The organism is Rhizobium sp. 42MFCr.1 (genome assembly GCF_000377185.1).
GTDB classification, from domain to species: domain Bacteria; phylum Pseudomonadota; class Alphaproteobacteria; order Rhizobiales; family Rhizobiaceae; genus Rhizobium; species Rhizobium altiplani.
Genome location: NZ_KB897820.1, coordinates 176338 through 190869, shown reverse-complemented (window position 1 = coordinate 190869; position 14532 = coordinate 176338). Strand labels below are relative to the sequence as shown.

Annotated in this window: 18 protein-coding genes; 6 read left to right on the top strand and 12 right to left on the bottom strand. The window is 59.5% G+C overall.

The genetic code is table 11. The features are described from left to right. Positions 1–23 precede the first annotated feature (23 nt). Positions 24–1220: an aminotransferase class V-fold PLP-dependent enzyme gene (locus tag C934_RS0104910; protein WP_018855589.1), complete on the bottom strand. Its 1197-nt coding sequence runs from the start codon at positions 1218–1220 to the stop codon at positions 24–26. A 96-nt stretch (positions 1221–1316) separates the two neighbouring features. On the opposite strand from C934_RS0104910, the gene C934_RS0104905 reads away from it, so the two are divergent. Then, the gene (locus tag C934_RS0104905; RefSeq protein WP_018855588.1) at positions 1317–2150 is read left to right on the top strand and encodes an IclR family transcriptional regulator domain-containing protein; all 834 of its coding nucleotides are present in this window, start codon (positions 1317–1319) and stop codon (positions 2148–2150) included. Between the two features lie 10 nt (positions 2151–2160). On the opposite strand, the gene C934_RS0104900 is transcribed toward C934_RS0104905, so the two are convergent. The 5 genes from C934_RS0104900 to C934_RS0104880 all read right to left on the bottom strand — a co-directional run bounded on the left by C934_RS0104900 (position 2161) and on the right by C934_RS0104880 (position 7329). Next, complete coding sequence (locus C934_RS0104900; RefSeq protein WP_026371560.1) at positions 2161–2673, bottom strand: RidA family protein; 513 nt, start codon at positions 2671–2673, stop codon at positions 2161–2163. Between the two features lie 18 nt (positions 2674–2691). Further along, positions 2692–3903, bottom strand: a complete 1212-nt coding sequence (locus tag C934_RS0104895) for an amidohydrolase/deacetylase family metallohydrolase (protein WP_018855586.1) — start codon at positions 3901–3903, stop codon at positions 2692–2694. Between the two features lies 1 nt (position 3904). Further along, on the bottom strand, positions 3905–4783 hold the full coding sequence (locus tag C934_RS0104890) for an ABC transporter permease (RefSeq protein WP_018855585.1): 879 nt from the start codon (positions 4781–4783) through the stop codon (positions 3905–3907). Next, positions 4783–5724, bottom strand: coding sequence for an ABC transporter permease (locus C934_RS0104885; RefSeq protein WP_018855584.1), 942 nt, complete (start codon positions 5722–5724; stop codon positions 4783–4785). The genes C934_RS0104890 and C934_RS0104885 overlap by 1 nt, the downstream gene beginning before the upstream one ends. A gap of 78 nt (positions 5725–5802) precedes the next feature. Beyond that, positions 5803–7329, bottom strand: coding sequence for an ABC transporter substrate-binding protein (locus C934_RS0104880; RefSeq protein WP_018855583.1), 1527 nt, complete (start codon positions 7327–7329; stop codon positions 5803–5805). Positions 7330–7503: 174 nt separating this feature from the next. On the opposite strand from C934_RS0104880, the gene C934_RS0104875 reads away from it, so the two are divergent. The 3 genes from C934_RS0104875 to C934_RS0104870 all read left to right on the top strand — a co-directional run bounded on the left by C934_RS0104875 (position 7504) and on the right by C934_RS0104870 (position 8988). After that, complete coding sequence (locus C934_RS0104875; protein WP_018855582.1) at positions 7504–7800, top strand: hypothetical protein; 297 nt, start codon at positions 7504–7506, stop codon at positions 7798–7800. Positions 7801–8440: 640 nt separating this feature from the next. Continuing rightward, the gene (locus C934_RS35515) at positions 8441–8650 is read left to right on the top strand and encodes a type II toxin-antitoxin system RelE/ParE family toxin (RefSeq protein WP_335326411.1); all 210 of its coding nucleotides are present in this window, start codon (positions 8441–8443) and stop codon (positions 8648–8650) included. A 2-nt stretch (positions 8651–8652) separates the two neighbouring features. Next, positions 8653–8988 carry a helix-turn-helix domain-containing protein gene (locus C934_RS0104870; protein WP_018855581.1) on the top strand — a complete coding sequence of 112 codons (336 nt, stop codon included), beginning with the start codon at positions 8653–8655 and terminating at the stop codon, positions 8986–8988. 303 nt (positions 8989–9291) lie between these two features. Here C934_RS0104870 and C934_RS36140 read toward each other — a convergent pair whose 3' ends face one another. From C934_RS36140 to C934_RS0104840, 6 genes are all read right to left on the bottom strand, one after another. Continuing rightward, the gene (locus tag C934_RS36140) at positions 9292–9426 is read right to left on the bottom strand and encodes a hypothetical protein (RefSeq protein WP_272481242.1); all 135 of its coding nucleotides are present in this window, start codon (positions 9424–9426) and stop codon (positions 9292–9294) included. Then, positions 9407–9652, bottom strand: coding sequence for a hypothetical protein (locus tag C934_RS0104860; RefSeq protein ID WP_198011798.1), 246 nt, complete (start codon positions 9650–9652; stop codon positions 9407–9409). The genes C934_RS36140 and C934_RS0104860 overlap by 20 nt, the downstream gene beginning before the upstream one ends. A gap of 279 nt (positions 9653–9931) precedes the next feature. Beyond that, entirely contained in the window at positions 9932–10549 is a 618-nt protein-coding gene (locus C934_RS0104855; RefSeq protein ID WP_018855578.1) for a hypothetical protein, read from the bottom strand. Positions 10550–10651: 102 nt separating this feature from the next. Then, positions 10652–11428 carry a molybdopterin-binding protein gene (locus C934_RS0104850; protein WP_018855577.1) on the bottom strand — a complete coding sequence of 259 codons (777 nt, stop codon included), beginning with the start codon at positions 11426–11428 and terminating at the stop codon, positions 10652–10654. Beyond that, complete coding sequence (locus tag C934_RS0104845) at positions 11425–12267, bottom strand: cytochrome b/b6 domain-containing protein (protein WP_018855576.1); 843 nt, start codon at positions 12265–12267, stop codon at positions 11425–11427. The genes C934_RS0104850 and C934_RS0104845 overlap by 4 nt, the downstream gene beginning before the upstream one ends. Before the next feature lie 81 nt (positions 12268–12348). After that, the gene (locus C934_RS0104840) at positions 12349–12612 is read right to left on the bottom strand and encodes a hypothetical protein (RefSeq protein ID WP_018855575.1); all 264 of its coding nucleotides are present in this window, start codon (positions 12610–12612) and stop codon (positions 12349–12351) included. Positions 12613–12804: 192 nt separating this feature from the next. On the opposite strand from C934_RS0104840, the gene C934_RS0104835 reads away from it, so the two are divergent. Together C934_RS0104835 and C934_RS0104830 are read left to right on the top strand one after the other, a co-directional pair. Beyond that, entirely contained in the window at positions 12805–13353 is a 549-nt protein-coding gene (locus C934_RS0104835; RefSeq protein ID WP_018855574.1) for a sigma-70 family RNA polymerase sigma factor, read from the top strand. Beyond that, complete coding sequence (locus C934_RS0104830) at positions 13350–13991, top strand: DUF1109 domain-containing protein (protein ID WP_018855573.1); 642 nt, start codon at positions 13350–13352, stop codon at positions 13989–13991. Before C934_RS0104835 ends, C934_RS0104830 begins: the two co-directional genes overlap by 4 nt. Positions 13992–14532: the final 541 nt, after the last annotated feature.

Sequence of the window (14532 nt, the reverse complement as noted above, 5' to 3'; positions counted from 1 at the left end):
TATCGTTTGTCGCCTGTCGGTCCTCAGTCCGGCCAGCGCAGCATGCCGTCAAAACGATGCTTGCTGCGGTTTTCGAACGGGGTGGCGATGATCTCGTTCGAGGCACGAGCCTTGTTGAGCTCTTCCGCAAGGCGGACGGCGACGATCTCTTCCTGGCCAGGGTGCAGGTTGCAGGGATCGAGATAGAAATGCTGATGCTCGACCTCATGGTCGCGCACGATGACCGGCGGGTTGCCTTGCGACAGAGCGGCAGCGAGATCCCAGGCGGTGATGTGGGCCTCCGTCGGCGATATCACCACCCGCAAGCGGTCAAGCGGATTGTTGGTAGGATCGGGCTCGATCAGTGCCGTCACGCCCGGGCGATCGTCCAGTTCGTTCTTCCAGAGGTTCAGGCAGGCGGTCTCACGTTCCCGGATGGCCGCATGATCGCGCTTTTCCCAAGCTTCTAACGCAGCCATGACGCCATAGACGCTTTCCTTGCCGACTTTCATGCCGCGGCCGATCCCCATGTTCTGCAGGAAGGCGCTGCGCACCAATTCCTTCTTGCCAGCGACGATGCCGGAGGTCGGGCCGCCGAGGAACTTGTGGCCGGAGTAAAGCGCGATATCGGCTCCTTGCGCCAGGAAGAGCTTGAGATCGTATTCGGAGGCCGCATCTACGATCACCGGTACGCCCTTCGCGTGGGCGATCTCGACAAATTCGGCAAGATGTAGCAAGCCGTAGTCGACAACATGATGCGACACGACATAGACGGCTGCCGCCGTTTTCTCGGTAATGGCATTTTCCATATGGAAACGATGCGTCGAGGTTGCCTGCCCAATCAGGACGACCTTGCCCCCGGCGAGGCGGATGGCCTGATCAACCGGCGCGCCGTAACTGACAACATGGCCCATCTGCACGAGGACTTCGTTCTTCTCGAGAGAGACATCGGGCAATTTCTCGATGGCCAGGAGATTGTCGCCGGTGATGGCGCCGGCGACGGCGAGGCTTATGCCGGCCGAGCACGATGCGGTGACAAAGCCAGCTTCACCACCAGTCAGCCGTGCGATGACGCTGCTTGCCTTGCGTTGCAGGTCGTTGATCTCGACGAACTGCGGCAGGATCGCTGCCATCGCCTCTATCGCTTCCGGCACAACGATCGATGCGCCGAGGCTTGTCATGGTGCCGGACACGTTGATGACCGGGCGCAGGCCGATCTTGGTGCGGATATCATCGGACATTCTATTTCTCCAGAGTGGCGGCAGGTTGCAAATTGCCATCGACAGTTATGCCATAGTAATGTAATAGCTTCTCGTTATCAGACGAGGAACGTTGAATTGGACACCAAGAGCTCATCCGCAGCCCCCCTCTACGAGGCCGCATCGATCGAGGCGGCCGACGCAAAAGGCGCGCGGCGTTCTCGCGTCAGCGGAATTGACCGTGCCTTGCAGGTAATTGATTATCTTTACGAAACCGGTTCTCCAGCGGGTGCTTACGCAATTGCCAAGGCAGTCCGGGCTCCGCTTTCCACCGTCTATGTTATCATCGACGACCTGGTCGAAAAGAACATGCTGGCTCGCAACTCGGATGGGTCGATCTGGCTTGGTTCGCGCCTCTATCATTATGGCCTCGCCTATGCCCGGTCGCTGGACTTCATGAGCGTTGCCACGCACGAGATGCACGATCTCTGCCGGCAGGCCGGCGAAACCGTGCAGGTCTGCGGTCGCGACGGCGATTACATGCTTGTGCTTGCGATGGCGGACGGCCCAAGCCATTTTCAGGTTGCCTCGCGTGTCGGCACGCGCGTGCCATTGAACTGGACGGCGTCCGGCAGGCTTCTTGTCGGCCACCTGCCCGAGAACGAGCGGGTAGAATTGTTCAAGCGCTGCGCCCGCACCTCGCCGACCGGGCGCGCTGAGATCGATGCGCGCACGCTTTCTGATGCCGCAGGCAAGGCGTTCGGGGAACGACTGTCTATCCAGGTCGCCGAGTCGGACTACGCGGTTGCCTGCATCGCTTCGCCGGTCTGCGACCGGGAAGGCCAATGCGTTGCCACCATTTCGATCGTCCTGCCCGAACAGAAGGTTCTGTCCGACGAAAGCCACTACACCGAACAGGTGCGAGCTTCGGCGGAGCGGATCGAGAAGTTGATGGGATGGCGCAACCACTGACCTGACCTCCTCAGTCGTTGAGCGAGACGATCGCCTCGATCTCGACAGTGATGTTGCCTGGCAGGGAGCCGAAGCCAACGGCGGAGCGAGCATGCTGGCCGGCCTCGCCGAAAACCTCGATAAGGAGGTCCGAGCATCCATTGATGACGCTCGGATGGTTTTCGAAGTGCGGCACGGCGTTGACCATGCCGAGCAGCTTGACCACCCGCTTCACCCGGGAGAGGTCGCCGAGCGCGTCATGCATGACGGCCAGCAGGTTGATGCCGGTAAGCCGTGCATGCTGATAGGCTTCTTGCGTGCTCACTTCGCTGCCAACCTTGCCGGCGTGCAGATGACCGTCCGCTTCCCGCGGGCCCTGACCCGACAGATAGAGGATGTTGCCTTCGCGAACATGGGTAATGAAGTTGGCGATGGGCGGTGGAGCTGATGGCAGCGTAATGCCGAGCGCTGCGAGCCGCTCGTAGGGTGTCGGTACCGCTGCTGCGGCCTTTTCTGGGGACGTGTCCACGTCTGCTCCTATCATGCGGTTTGGACCTTCCGCTCAGCGCCACGAATAGCCGTGGCTGTGACGGACGAGCTTGCGGGCACGCGGGATATAGCGGCTGGCCGCGATCGCCTCCGATCCGATCACCGCGTATCGCGGTTCAAACAGCTTCTGCAGGCGGGAAACGTCGCCGTTGGAGTCGGTCGCTTCGAGATCGGCATCGATGAGCTCGAAGATGGTGAAATCCGCCCTCTCGCCAACGCAAAGACGGTTTTCCATCGACAGCTTGATGACCGAGGCCGGTGCGTGCGTCACAGCCTCCACGACCTTGTCGAAGGGCATGCCGACGGACAGGAGCTTCGACATGGTGGTCGCGAGATCCCAGACCGGGAAATTCATCGAATGACCATGCAGGTCGGTCGAGATGGAGAACGGCAGAAGGCCGCGTGCGATGGCTGCTTCCGCCACCTTGAAGGAGAAGGATGCGCCGCCATGGCCAATGTCGAGGCGAATACCTTCGCCAGCGCAACGTTCGGCGAGATTGAAGAGGTCCTCGTCTTCCATGATGCTCGACCCGGCCTTGCCGTTGAAGCAATGGGTAACGACGTCTCCGGGACCGAGGATCTCAAGCACTTCATCATAGAGCGCTGGCGGCTCGCCGACATGGACCATCATCGGGATCTTGAGGATCTTGGCGATCTTCTTGCCGAGCTTGACAGGCGTGACACCCCAGGAACCGGTGATGACATGGCTCGCCCGTACCTTCAGGCCGACAATGTGTTCGCTGTTCTCAGCATAGCATTCGAGAATGCGGTCGAGGTCGATGTCTCTGATATCGCGCAGCTCGGCAACGCGGTTGCAGGCGACAAGGCCGATCGAACCAAGATTGAGGAAAGCCTTGATGCGCTCTCTCGACGGCTCGATGATATATTCGCGGAAGCCGTGGAAGTTGGCTTCCCCCGCTGATCCGGCATCAACCAGCGTCGTGACGCCTCGCTCGGCGCCGCATTCCGACGGACGGATCGAAATGTCGGTGCCGCCATGCCAGATATGGACGTGAAGATCGACCCAGCCGGGCGAGATCCATGCTCCCTTGGCGTCGACGCGCGCGGCATCTGGTGGCGCGGCGAGCGACGGGCCGATTGCGGAGATCCTGCCGTCGGCGCCGACAAGGATGTCCGTCGTGCTGCTGGAGGGGGAAGCCGCGCCGAAAGCCATAGGCTTCACATTGGTGATGAGGAGCGGCTTGCCCGCTTTTTCACCGGTCATTCTAAAGGTCCTTTCGAAGTCTTGGATCGAGCATGTCCCGGAGACCGTCGCCAACCATTTGCAGCGACAGTACGGAGAGGATGATGGCGAAGCCCGGGAAATAGGTCATCCAGTCGGCCTGGCCGATATATTGACGGCCGGCTGCGATCATGGTTCCCCAGGTCGGGATTTCGGGGCTGACGCCGAGGCCGAGGAAGGAAAGTCCGGCTTCGGCCAGCATGGCGCTGGCAAACAGGAAGGTGCCCTGCACCAGGATCGGCGACAGAAGATTGCGAAGCACGTGTCGCGTCATGATATGGAAGGTGGAAATGCCGAGCGCCTGCGCCGCCTCCACATAGGGTAGCTCGCGGATGACCAGGGTCGAGGCGCGAACGATACGCGCCAGGCGCGGCGAGTAGACGATCGACAGGGCAACGATGACCGTCGTCAGCGATGGCCCGAGAGCTGCGACAAGCGCGATAGCCAGGAGAATGTCGGGGAAAGACATCATCGCGTCGATCAGGCGGGCGATCGGCGTATCGAGTTTCTGGAAGAAGCCGGCAAGCAAACCGAGCGTGACGCCGATCAACGCGGAGAGCACGACAACGGCGGCGCCGACCAGCAGCGACAGCCGCCCGGCATAGATGGTGCGTGAAAACACATCGCGGCCGAACTCGTCGGTGCCAAACCAGAACATTTCACTCGGCGGCTTGAGCCGGTTGACGATCGACAGCTTCGAAGGCGAGTACGGCGCAATCCAGGGCGCCAATGCCGCCAACAGCACGAAGATGGTGAGCACGATGATGCCGGCGGCGACCGTCTTGCGTCTCAACAGGCGGCGAAGAAACTTGCTGCGCTCGGCTGCGGCGTGTCTCTCGGTGGTGGTTACGACATCAGCCATCAGTAGCGCACCCTTGGATCGACCAGCAGATAGAGCATGTCGATTGCGAAATTGATGAGGACGTAGAGGCCGGCAATGACCAGCAGCGCGCCCTGGATGACGGGGTAGTCGCGTCTGAGAACGGCAGAGACGACGAGATTGCCGACCCCCGGAAGGCCAAACACGGTCTCCGTTACAACAGCACCTGAAATCAGCACGGCGGCAGTGAGGCCAAGCACTGTCAGGATCGGGATCAAGGCATTCTTCAGCGCATGCTTGAGGACAACCTTGCGTTCGACCAGCCCCTTGGCGCGCGCGGTGCGAATGTAATCGTCGCCGAGCACATCAAGCATCGAGGCGCGCGTGAAGCGCAGGATCAGCGCCGAGGAGACAAGGCCGAGGGCCAAGGAAGGCAGCGTCAGGTGGTACATGCGCTCAAGAAAGGACGCGCCGGGGCCGCCGTATCCGGAGACAGGAAACAGGTTCAGGCGCACGGCGAAGAACTGCATGAGAATGAGGCCGAGCCAGAAGCTCGGGATGCTTGCGGCCAGCATGGCGATGGTGGTCGACAACTGATCGATGAACGAGCCGCGTCGGTAGGCGGCATAGATGCCGATCGGCAGTGCCACGACACTTGCAATCACGAGCGAGAAGATCGTCAGGAAGAAGGTCGGTTCTGCGCGTTCGAGAAGCGCCGACGTCACCGGCATGTTGAGGAAGATCGACTGGCCAAGATCCCCCTTCAGAAGCTGTCCTATATAGAAGAAGTATTGAACAACGATCGACTGGTCGAGACCGAGGCGCGCGCGCAATTCGGCAACGTCCTGTGTTGTTGCATCAGGGCCGAGCATGACTGCGGCGGGGTCGCCGGGCGTCACACGCACGATCACGAAGACAATCGTGACGACGAGAAACATCACAACGATCATGCCAAGCAGGCGCTGAAGGATGTAGCGTATCATGGAAAGCGGCTCCTGTGTCCAAACACAGCACGATCGTGGACGGATGCCGGCCTCACGACCAGCACCCGGCACGCGGGGTTACTTCTTGATCGATGCGTTCCAGAAGTATGGCCAAGGGGCGGGATCGACACCCTGAAGCTTCGTTGACATGGCCGAGACGGCGTTGAAATCGCCAATCTTCATGAACGGCACCTCGTCGTACATCGTCTTCTGGACGTTGGCCCAGAGATCAACGCGCTTCTTTGGATCGACCTCTGTGGTGAACGCATCGACGACACTCTTGCGCGCCGGCGTGTCCCACCATCCAGGCGAGCTCGGAGACAGGGAGCCGATCAGGGCCGGTTCCGGAAGGAACGGGCTGTGGCTGATATAGATGTCCCACAGCGCCTTGTCGGTGCGGCGCTGTGTCAGCGTCGCCCAGTCGACAACCTGGAGGTCCACCGTAAAGCCCGCCAGCTTCAGATATTCGGCCGCGACCTGGGCCATCTTGTAGTGGAACTCGTACTGGCGGCTGGTCAGGATGCGGATGGGCTCAGCGTTGTAGCCTGCCTCCTTGGCAGCCGTGGCTGCGCCTTCCGGATCCGCGACATTGTAGTTGCCTTTGACACCTGCGTCCGTGCTCCAGGCGAAGTTGCCAGGATAGATGTTGCCATCCGCCGCGTAGAAGTCCGTACCGCCGAAGGCGGCTCCCATCATGTCTTCCATACTGAGCGCCTGGCGGATTGCCTTGCGGATCGCAACGTTCTTTGTAACGCCGGCAGCGGTGTTAAAGACGAATACCGGGTAGCCAAACGGCTTCAGGAGCAGCGGCTGGGTTGCCGTTGACGACTTGAGTTTGTCGTAGGATTCGACCGGCAGGGAGTCGATATAGTCGTATTGGCCAGAGACGGCGGCCTCGACGCGGGTGTTGGCATCCGGCACCGGTACGAAGCGGATTTCGTCGAGATACTGATGGCGGGCGCCGCCATAGCCATCACTGTCGCCGGAGCGCGGCTTGTAGTCATTGAAGCGAACGAGCTGGATATATTGGTCAGCCTTGCGCTCCTTCAGCATGTATGGGCCGGTGCCGATGAAATCCGTCATCGTGTCGGCCTGCTTTTCCGCGGGAATGATGATCGCAGCGGAGTTGTTGAAGGCAAGCAGCGAGACCAGTGGAGCGTAGGGCTGTTTCAGCTTGATCGTGACGGTCGATGCGTCGGTTGCAGTGATCGACTCGATAAAGCTAGCAGCCTGTTTCCCGCGTGAGGCAAGCTTGGTCCAACGGTTGAGCGAGGCAACTACGTCGTCGGATGCCATGTCGCTGCCGTCATGAAACTTGATGCCCGTGCGCAGCTTGATCGTGTAGGTCTTCCCGTCGGCGCTAACCTCAGGGAGGCTTTCAGCCAATAGCGGCGTTACGGCCCACTTCTTGTCGAACGTATAAAGCGTCTCGAAGATATGCTGCGTGACGATACCGACAAGGTCGGCTGTCGACGTCATCGGATCGAGTGTGGGCGGTTCGCCAATCGTGGCGACGTTGATCACGCCGCCTTTTTCCTGCGCCAGCAGAAAAGACGGTGTTGCGATCAACGCCGTGGCGACGAGGAATGCGAGCTTCATTCTCATATCTATCTCCCGTTTTGTTCCACAATTATGGTATATGCGCTTTTATAAAAGAATACATGGAGTGATGGTGGTGTCAATGGCGGGACACGACACGAGTAGCGTCAATGCATTCGTGGAGGTGAGCGGAGCAAGTCGAAGGACGCCGCAGTTGGAACGCAGTTCGGCGGCACTCGCATGGCCGAGAAGGTCGTCACCTACTGTAAGGCCATGTGGAAACGGATGAAGCCGCACCATCCGGAGCTATTCCGCACCGACACGCCGAATCCGTGGCACGGCGTGACGCTGAAGCGCAGGAAGAAGCAGACCAATGGCCACGTAAACCGAGAGACGGTCTATGCCTTTGCGAGTTCCCCCACCGTCGTCTCCCCAACTGAGAGCCCCGCTTGGTCTTGCACTTCCGCGGGGCTTTTTTTGGCCGGAGTTCAGCCGCTTGAAACGACTATTATTGTGCCGTTGGCTACAGAGCATTGACGTCAAGAGTCGTTTGAAGGCCACCACAATCATCGGGTGGCGGTTCCAAGCGAAAAACCTGCGTCGGGCGGCTTTTTGTCGCCCGATGCGCTGCTTCAAAACGGAGACCGGAATAGCTGCCTTTACGCAGCGCGTGCCCCGCCACGTAGATGTCCCTTTGAAGCTCTAATGTAACGGAATCCATCCGGGAATCGTGCACGTGGCTTGGCCATCTCTATCGCTACGGTCGAACGGTAGCATTGACGTAATCGGGCGGCAAACGCAGTAGTTTTAGCGCCCACCAAGGGCGCCCGTGCTATGATCACGGGGCCCGCACCCCGATTGCGGGCCGCTTGCATTCCTCCGAAGAGGGTTAAGTCGATGAAGAGGTACTAGGTCTCGAGTACCTCTACCTCGCGCGAAGCCTACCTCTAAGGTCTATTTACGGAACTTTAATGTGAAATACGTATTGACTAGGTGCGTATTTTACTCACATAAGAGGTCCATGCACAGGTCACAGAACTCTGGTCTTTCCGCAAGGCTGCTCTGGCAGCGGGATGTCCGAACAGGACATAGAAGCTCTGGTCGATCATCTGTCAGAGAACCCTGATGCGGGAGACGAGATGGAAGGCACCGGTGGGTGTAGAAGCTACGCTGGGCCATTAGAGGAAATAACAAAGGTAAGAGCGGCGGTGTTCGAACCATCACGCTGTTTTCCGGGGAGAATCTTCCTGTGTTCCTGATCACCGCCTTTGGGAAAGGTCAGAAATCCAATCTCACCAAGGGCGAGCGGAACGATCTGAAGAAAATATCTGACCGTGTGGTCCAAGAATATTCAAGACGGGTTTTACCGCTCGCAGTAGGAGAATGACAATGAGCAAGAAGGTATTCGATCAAATCGCAGAGGGCTTGAATGAGGCTTTGGCCGTTGCTCGCGACGAAGCCGAACCTTACAAGCTCCATGTGCCGGCCGAGATCGATGTCAAGGCCATACGTGTGCGCACGGGTCTGACGCAGAAAGATTTCGCGTCGACGTTCGGGTTTGGCTTAGACCAACTCAAGCAGTGGGAACAGGGCCGTTCGCGGCCTGTGCAGGCGATGAGGGCATATCTCCTTCTGATCAATTCTGAGCCGCACAAGATGGTTCAGGCTCTCAGGGAGATCAATATCGCATCGCACGACGTCCCTATGAGACGCGCTGCCTGCTGAGTAAGCTGGGCAATACACAACCAATTAGGAACGAGTCATACCCCGCCTCCTGGCGGGTATTTGTTTTAAGGCCTATAGCGACTTTTCGCTCTTCCCGTTGGCTCGTCGATCTTGCCGGACAACACCTCTCCTCGGGTAGCGATCTTGTTGACGGTGTCGAGGACCGTATCCAGCTTACCGCCGAAGGACTCAACGACGCGATCAATCCGCTTGTTTGAGCGATGCTGGTCTTGTTCTCGCTGACCTTCTCAAGCATTTGAGACTGCTGGTACTGAAGCGGAGCAATCTGGCCAATCTGGGTATTCACCCGTCCATGGTCACGTGGTAGATCTTCTGACGCTCCTTGCGATCGAGAGCTTCGCGGTCGAACCGGTCTGCAAGCTCGCGCTGAGTTTGCTTCAGATCGTCCACGGTGTTGTTAAGATTGGCCCATACCACGCCGATACCCACCATGCATGCCAATGGTGAGAACAACGGCAAAACCGAGGATGACAACCAAGGCCCGCCAGTCGAAGCCAGAGAAGGCAGCAAGACCGAACCCACCGCCACCGAATGCCGTGCTAGCCCAGCCGAGGATGTTTGATTTCTTCCTGACGGTCTTGTCCACTGCGACCGGTACAGTCTCCTTCTCCTCGACGACAGGAGCCTCGGAGAACGCCGCCATCTTCGTCGAGACACCCGAGAGGGCCAAAAGGGCTCTATGCAGTGTCGCGCCGAATGCTGCCTTACCACGGGCCCTACGCCATGACGGCCTGGGCAAGAATATCAGACCCTGGCGAACGGCTTGACTATATCCTCCTCGAACATCCGGATGCCTCTAGAAGAGGCCTCCGTTCCTGTCGTTCGAGGTTCCTTGTATGCAGATGGGAGGGCAGGCTCCTGCAGCAGAAGCCCGGGCCCAGGCCTGTCCCGGCATGCCCTCCCAAGGTCGCCTTCCAAACTTTCACATCGGCGGCACGATGCCGTGGGTGCCGACAACGACGCGAAGGGCGGACATCGAGCCATCGGCAGCCCGTTCTGACGGAATGAACACTGTCGCACCGCTCTTGATGTCGCTCTCGGTCGCCGGAGCGAAGGTGACGACGGGCGTGCCGTCCGGGATGGAGATTTTCTTCTCACCGCCCTTGTACTTTACCGTCACGGTTCGGCCGTCGACCGATTTGACCGCATCGGCCACGGTCGCGTTGGTCATCGAACTGTTCGGCTTCAGGTCCCAGGCATAACTGCCCTCGCCGGTGCCTTTCATGGCGGCAGGGAAAATCAGCACTTCGAGTGCGCCATCACCACCGTCGGCGGTGGGCAGGGACGCGATGCCAACGAAATCCCCTGGCTTGATGTCGTCAATCGACGCCTTGGCGACGCTCGAAACCTTCCAGCCATCCTTGAGCATGATCTTGGCATCGGTGCCTTCGCGTGTCTTCACCGACAGCGTGCTGCCCTCGAGGCCTTCGACAGTGCCACGGACGCGGATCGGGTCCGCAGCGTTTGCCGAAAAGCCCACGGTGACGGCCATCAGCGCGCCTGCAAGCAACGTAAAGCCGGTTTTGAAAATAGGGGACATCTGCTTTTCCTTCTTGAAACCCTGACATCGAAACGGCCGGCGGATGCGGGTTGAAACCGTCGGCTTTCTCGAGGCGCTGCCAACAGGCCGGCCCCGCGAACATCAAATTCCGGCGTACCATTCGTAGCCGCGGTCTTCCCAGAACCCCCCATTGCCGCCATAAAGACCAGACAGATCGGCAAGCGCCTCGATGCGCATCAGGTATTTTGCCTGTTTGTAGCCGAGCTGCCGCTCGACCCGGAGCCTGAGCGGCGCGCCATGCGGTACCTCGAGGTCCCGACCATTCATCGCATAGGCGAGGATAGTTTGCGGATGGAAGGCATCGACGAGATCGATGCTCTCGTAATACCAGCCGCTGTTGTCGAGTGTTTTCTCGTATTCGTCGGCGCAATGGAAAACGATATAGCGCGCCTCTGGCTTCAGGCCGACCTGATGCAACAAGGCGCCGAGCGGAACGCCGGTCCACTGGCCGATGGCGCTCCAGCCCTCGACGCAGTCGTGCCGGGTGATCTGGGTTTTCGACGGCATCGCTTTCAATGCGGCGAGCGAGAACGCCGCCGGACGCTCGACCAGGCCGCCGACCTGCAGCTGCCACGTCTGGAACTTCCGGCCGAGCAGCTCCTGATATTGCGCCCCGTCCGGCATGCTCGTGCCATTGGCTCGAAAGGTCGGCGAGATGTCCGCCATGGTGAATTCGCGCGCGAGTGTGCCATCTCCGATCAGCAGGCGTTGCGTGCGCATCGTCAGGCCCTCGGCTATCTTCAGGACCGACTGCACTTTCGGGTTTTCGACCAACATGTCGCAGCCGCTGAGACCAAGCGCCGATGCGCCAAGCGTCGAGCCAATCAGAAATCGGCGGCGGGTTATGAGGCGGCTCATGGCTTTGGCTCCGTCTGGATGGCGTATCGACCGGTGATCATCGAACGCATATTGTTAAAGACGCCGGACACCAGAACCATCGCTACGTGGACGACAACGAAGGCAACGAGTGAGCTGGCGGTAATGAAATGCAGCGTCCGGGCCGATTGACGACCGCCAAAAAGATCGATGAGCCATGGTGCGAAAGCATCGAACCCCGGTGACATGGTGAGGCCGGTGGCAATCATCAGCGGCAGAGCCACGAAGATTACCAGCAGATAGGTCAGCTTCTGCAAGGCATTGTAGCGGCGGGCTTTTTCGCCCTTGGGGAAACGCAGTCGGGCATGGTCGACAACCTCCTGCGCCAGATGCGCGGGGGCCAGTTCGTCGGTCGTCGGCAACAGGTCGCGGCGGAAATGGCGGGTAAGAAGACCGTAGCCCAGGTAAATCAGGCCGTTGACGACAAACAGCCATGCAAAGAAAAAGTGCCACCGGCGCCCGGTTGCGAGATCCTGGTAGCTCGGGAGCGTAATCCAGGCGGGGAACCCGCGCGCCGTGGGTTCGCCATCGACATTCGATACCCCGAGCGTTCCGGTCGTGTCGAAGGAAAGCCCACCGACGCGAGTGACACCCCGGATGGCATCCCCCTCTTCCACCGCCTCCAGGGAGAGAAAGGATGGATCGCTGTCAGCACCATATTGGCCCCAGTAAAGGGCCGGATGGGCATTGAAGATCTGCAGCCCGCTGAACAGCAGGACCGTCATGAACAACACGTTAAGCCAGTGCGACAGGCGCACGGTCAGGCTGTGGCGACGGATCAGCCTTCGTCCGCTCGTCATGCCAAGATCAGCAGTTTCCATTGATCGCGTCCTCACAGCAGTCGTCATCTTGCTATACGGCGCCACCCCTGCCGGAGTTTCACCGGCAAAGGCGCCACCTGATCACTTCATCGCATCGCAGCTTTTCATCATTTCGGTCTTCTTCATGCTGTCCTTCTCCATGCCGGCCTTGTGCATGCAGTCGGCCTTGCTCATGCCCATCTTCATGCTGTCTGTTTTCATGGAGCCGGTCTTCATGCTGTCCATTTTCATCGTGTCGGACTTCTTCATCGTATCCGTGCCCGTCTGTGCGCTGGTCCCGCCAGCGGCAAGGAAAAGACCGAGAAAGACCGAGCCTGCAGTGACGGCGAAAGGACGAATGCTCATGCTGGTTCTCCCAGGTTGCGTGGTCGCCGCAGGATGCGACGACGGTCACATTGGCTCCTTCGGCCGCAGCGCTGACCGGTTACAGGCATCACGGTCATGTGATCGTGAAATTTCTATCGCTTCAGTTTTCTCGCTTTTCCTTTCGCCCGCGTGTAACGGTTTCCTCATCCGGCCGTATGAGTGCTCATAGACATGAAGCAATTGACCGAGCCCGAGCTGAAAGCCCTTATGCTCTTGTCCCTCGATGGCGACGAGGCGGCATATCGCTGTCTGCTCGAGATGCTGCGGCATCTGCTTGCAAGCTACTACACGCGACGGCTCTACCGCTCAGCCTCGGCCGACGTTGAGGACCTTGTGCAGGAAACACTGCTCGCCCTGCATCAACGCAGGATCACCTATGATCGGGGCAGGCCGTTCACGGCATGGTTCTTCACCATCGCGCGCCACAAGCTGGTGGATCACCACCGCAGGACGGGTGGACGTTCCTATCTCGGACTGGAGATGGTCGAAGACATGGTGGACGCCTATAGCGAGGATGCGATCGCCGCGGGCATGGATATCGACCGGCTACTGAAAAGCCTGCCGGCATGGCAGGGTGAGATGATCCGGGATGTCAGGCTCAAAGGACATTCCGTCGCCGAAACTGCGGCAAGCAGCGGGCGCAGCGAAGCCATGGTCAAGATCAGTGTGTTCCGCGGCATACAGGCAATGGCGGCGAAATTGAAAGGCGAAGGTAAGTGACGACCGATGACCTCATCAACGCTCTGGCAAGCGACCTGCGGCCGGTTTCGCCGGGTGCGCTCGGGCGGCTGCTGGCATTGACACTGGCGCCTGGTCTTGTGCTGTCGGCGGCCCTGATATTCTTTGCGCATGGCTTGAGGCCCGACCTGTCGACAGCGCTTCATCTGCCGGCCTTCTGGGTCAAGTCCTTCTATCCGCTGTTGCTCGCGCTAACCGGCATCGGCGCGCTGATGATCGTCGCTCGACCGGGTGGCGTGCCGCGCAGCTGCGGTATTGCCGCTCTTATCATCTACCTGATCCTGGTCGCACTTGGCCTGTGGCAGTTGCATGCATCTCCGGCAAGCGACTATCCGGCATTGATATTCGGCATTTCCTCCTGGTTTTGCCCGCTCATCATCCTTGGTGCGGCCCTTCCGGTCTTCGCCGCCAATATCTGGTTCCTGCGCCGCGCGGCCCCCACCCATCTTCGTCTGGCGGGATTTGTCGCCGGCATCACGGCTGGGGCCGTCGGTGCCTGGACCTATTCCTGGGGCTGCATCGAAAACGGACTGCCTTTCGTAGCGCTCTGGTACACGCTCGGCATCGTCCTGTGCGGCATCCTCGGCGCGTCGACATCGCGGTCGCTACTGCGCTGGTAAGCCAAGCCGGACTGGAGGTTCAGGAAACTTCCAAGTGCGATCGAACCGGCGAGAAGCAATCGCGCGGGGGCTTAACAGGAATTCGAAGGCTCCAGATTGGCCCCGGGCAAGCGATGCACCGCTATTCCTGCATCTGTGTGTGCGCCGAAGGAAAACTCCCGCAACTCGATCCGGGCCTTTGAGCGAGACATGGCCCAAAAGCAAAAAGCCTGCCGCGGGAGGAGGTGCGGCAGGCTTTTCGAAAAGAACCGAACAGCGACTGGGAGGAGGAGTGTCGCTGTTCCTTCAGACGTCCCTGGGAGGAGATTGGCCGTCTGAAACTCGAAGCCTTGCGGGAGGAGTTGCATTGCTTCGACAGGTCCAACACTACATCGTTCGGCGGCAGTTTCCATGCCTTATGTTGCACTGCAGCTATGCAAATAACTCAAGCTGGTATGACTCGCGATGAGTATAGGGCCTGACCCGACCTCAGCTATCGCGATCGACGCCAAAACGCCCGCGTTACCAGCGGGCGTCGGGCAGTCTTGGAGACGGAAGGTGT

What these genes read in the sequence shown, in the direction of transcription:
- C934_RS0104900 (WP_026371560.1), bottom strand. Translation starts at nt 2,673, where the DNA reads ATGATAGGAGCAGACGTGGACACGTCCCCAGAAAAGGCCGCAGCAGCG.
- C934_RS0104890 (WP_018855585.1), bottom strand. Translation starts at nt 4,783, where the DNA reads ATGGCTGATGTCGTAACCACCACCGAGAGACACGCCGCAGCCGAGCGC.
- C934_RS0104875 (WP_018855582.1), top strand. Translation starts at nt 7,504, where the DNA reads ATGGCCGAGAAGGTCGTCACCTACTGTAAGGCCATGTGGAAACGGATG.
- C934_RS0104850 (WP_018855577.1), bottom strand. Translation starts at nt 11,428, where the DNA reads ATGAGCCGCCTCATAACCCGCCGCCGATTTCTGATTGGCTCGACGCTT.
- C934_RS0104870 (WP_018855581.1), top strand. Translation starts at nt 8,653, where the DNA reads ATGAGCAAGAAGGTATTCGATCAAATCGCAGAGGGCTTGAATGAGGCT.
- C934_RS0104895 (WP_018855586.1), bottom strand. Translation starts at nt 3,903, where the DNA reads ATGACCGGTGAAAAAGCGGGCAAGCCGCTCCTCATCACCAATGTGAAG.
- C934_RS0104860 (WP_198011798.1), bottom strand. Translation starts at nt 9,652, where the DNA reads ATGGCGGCGTTCTCCGAGGCTCCTGTCGTCGAGGAGAAGGAGACTGTA.
- C934_RS0104880 (WP_018855583.1), bottom strand. Translation starts at nt 7,329, where the DNA reads ATGAGAATGAAGCTCGCATTCCTCGTCGCCACGGCGTTGATCGCAACA.
- C934_RS0104910 (WP_018855589.1), bottom strand. Translation starts at nt 1,220, where the DNA reads ATGTCCGATGATATCCGCACCAAGATCGGCCTGCGCCCGGTCATCAAC.
- C934_RS0104855 (WP_018855578.1), bottom strand. Translation starts at nt 10,549, where the DNA reads ATGTCCCCTATTTTCAAAACCGGCTTTACGTTGCTTGCAGGCGCGCTG.
- C934_RS0104840 (WP_018855575.1), bottom strand. Translation starts at nt 12,612, where the DNA reads ATGAGCATTCGTCCTTTCGCCGTCACTGCAGGCTCGGTCTTTCTCGGT.
- C934_RS0104835 (WP_018855574.1), top strand. Translation starts at nt 12,805, where the DNA reads ATGAAGCAATTGACCGAGCCCGAGCTGAAAGCCCTTATGCTCTTGTCC.
- C934_RS0104885 (WP_018855584.1), bottom strand. Translation starts at nt 5,724, where the DNA reads ATGATACGCTACATCCTTCAGCGCCTGCTTGGCATGATCGTTGTGATG.
- C934_RS0104845 (WP_018855576.1), bottom strand. Translation starts at nt 12,267, where the DNA reads ATGGAAACTGCTGATCTTGGCATGACGAGCGGACGAAGGCTGATCCGT.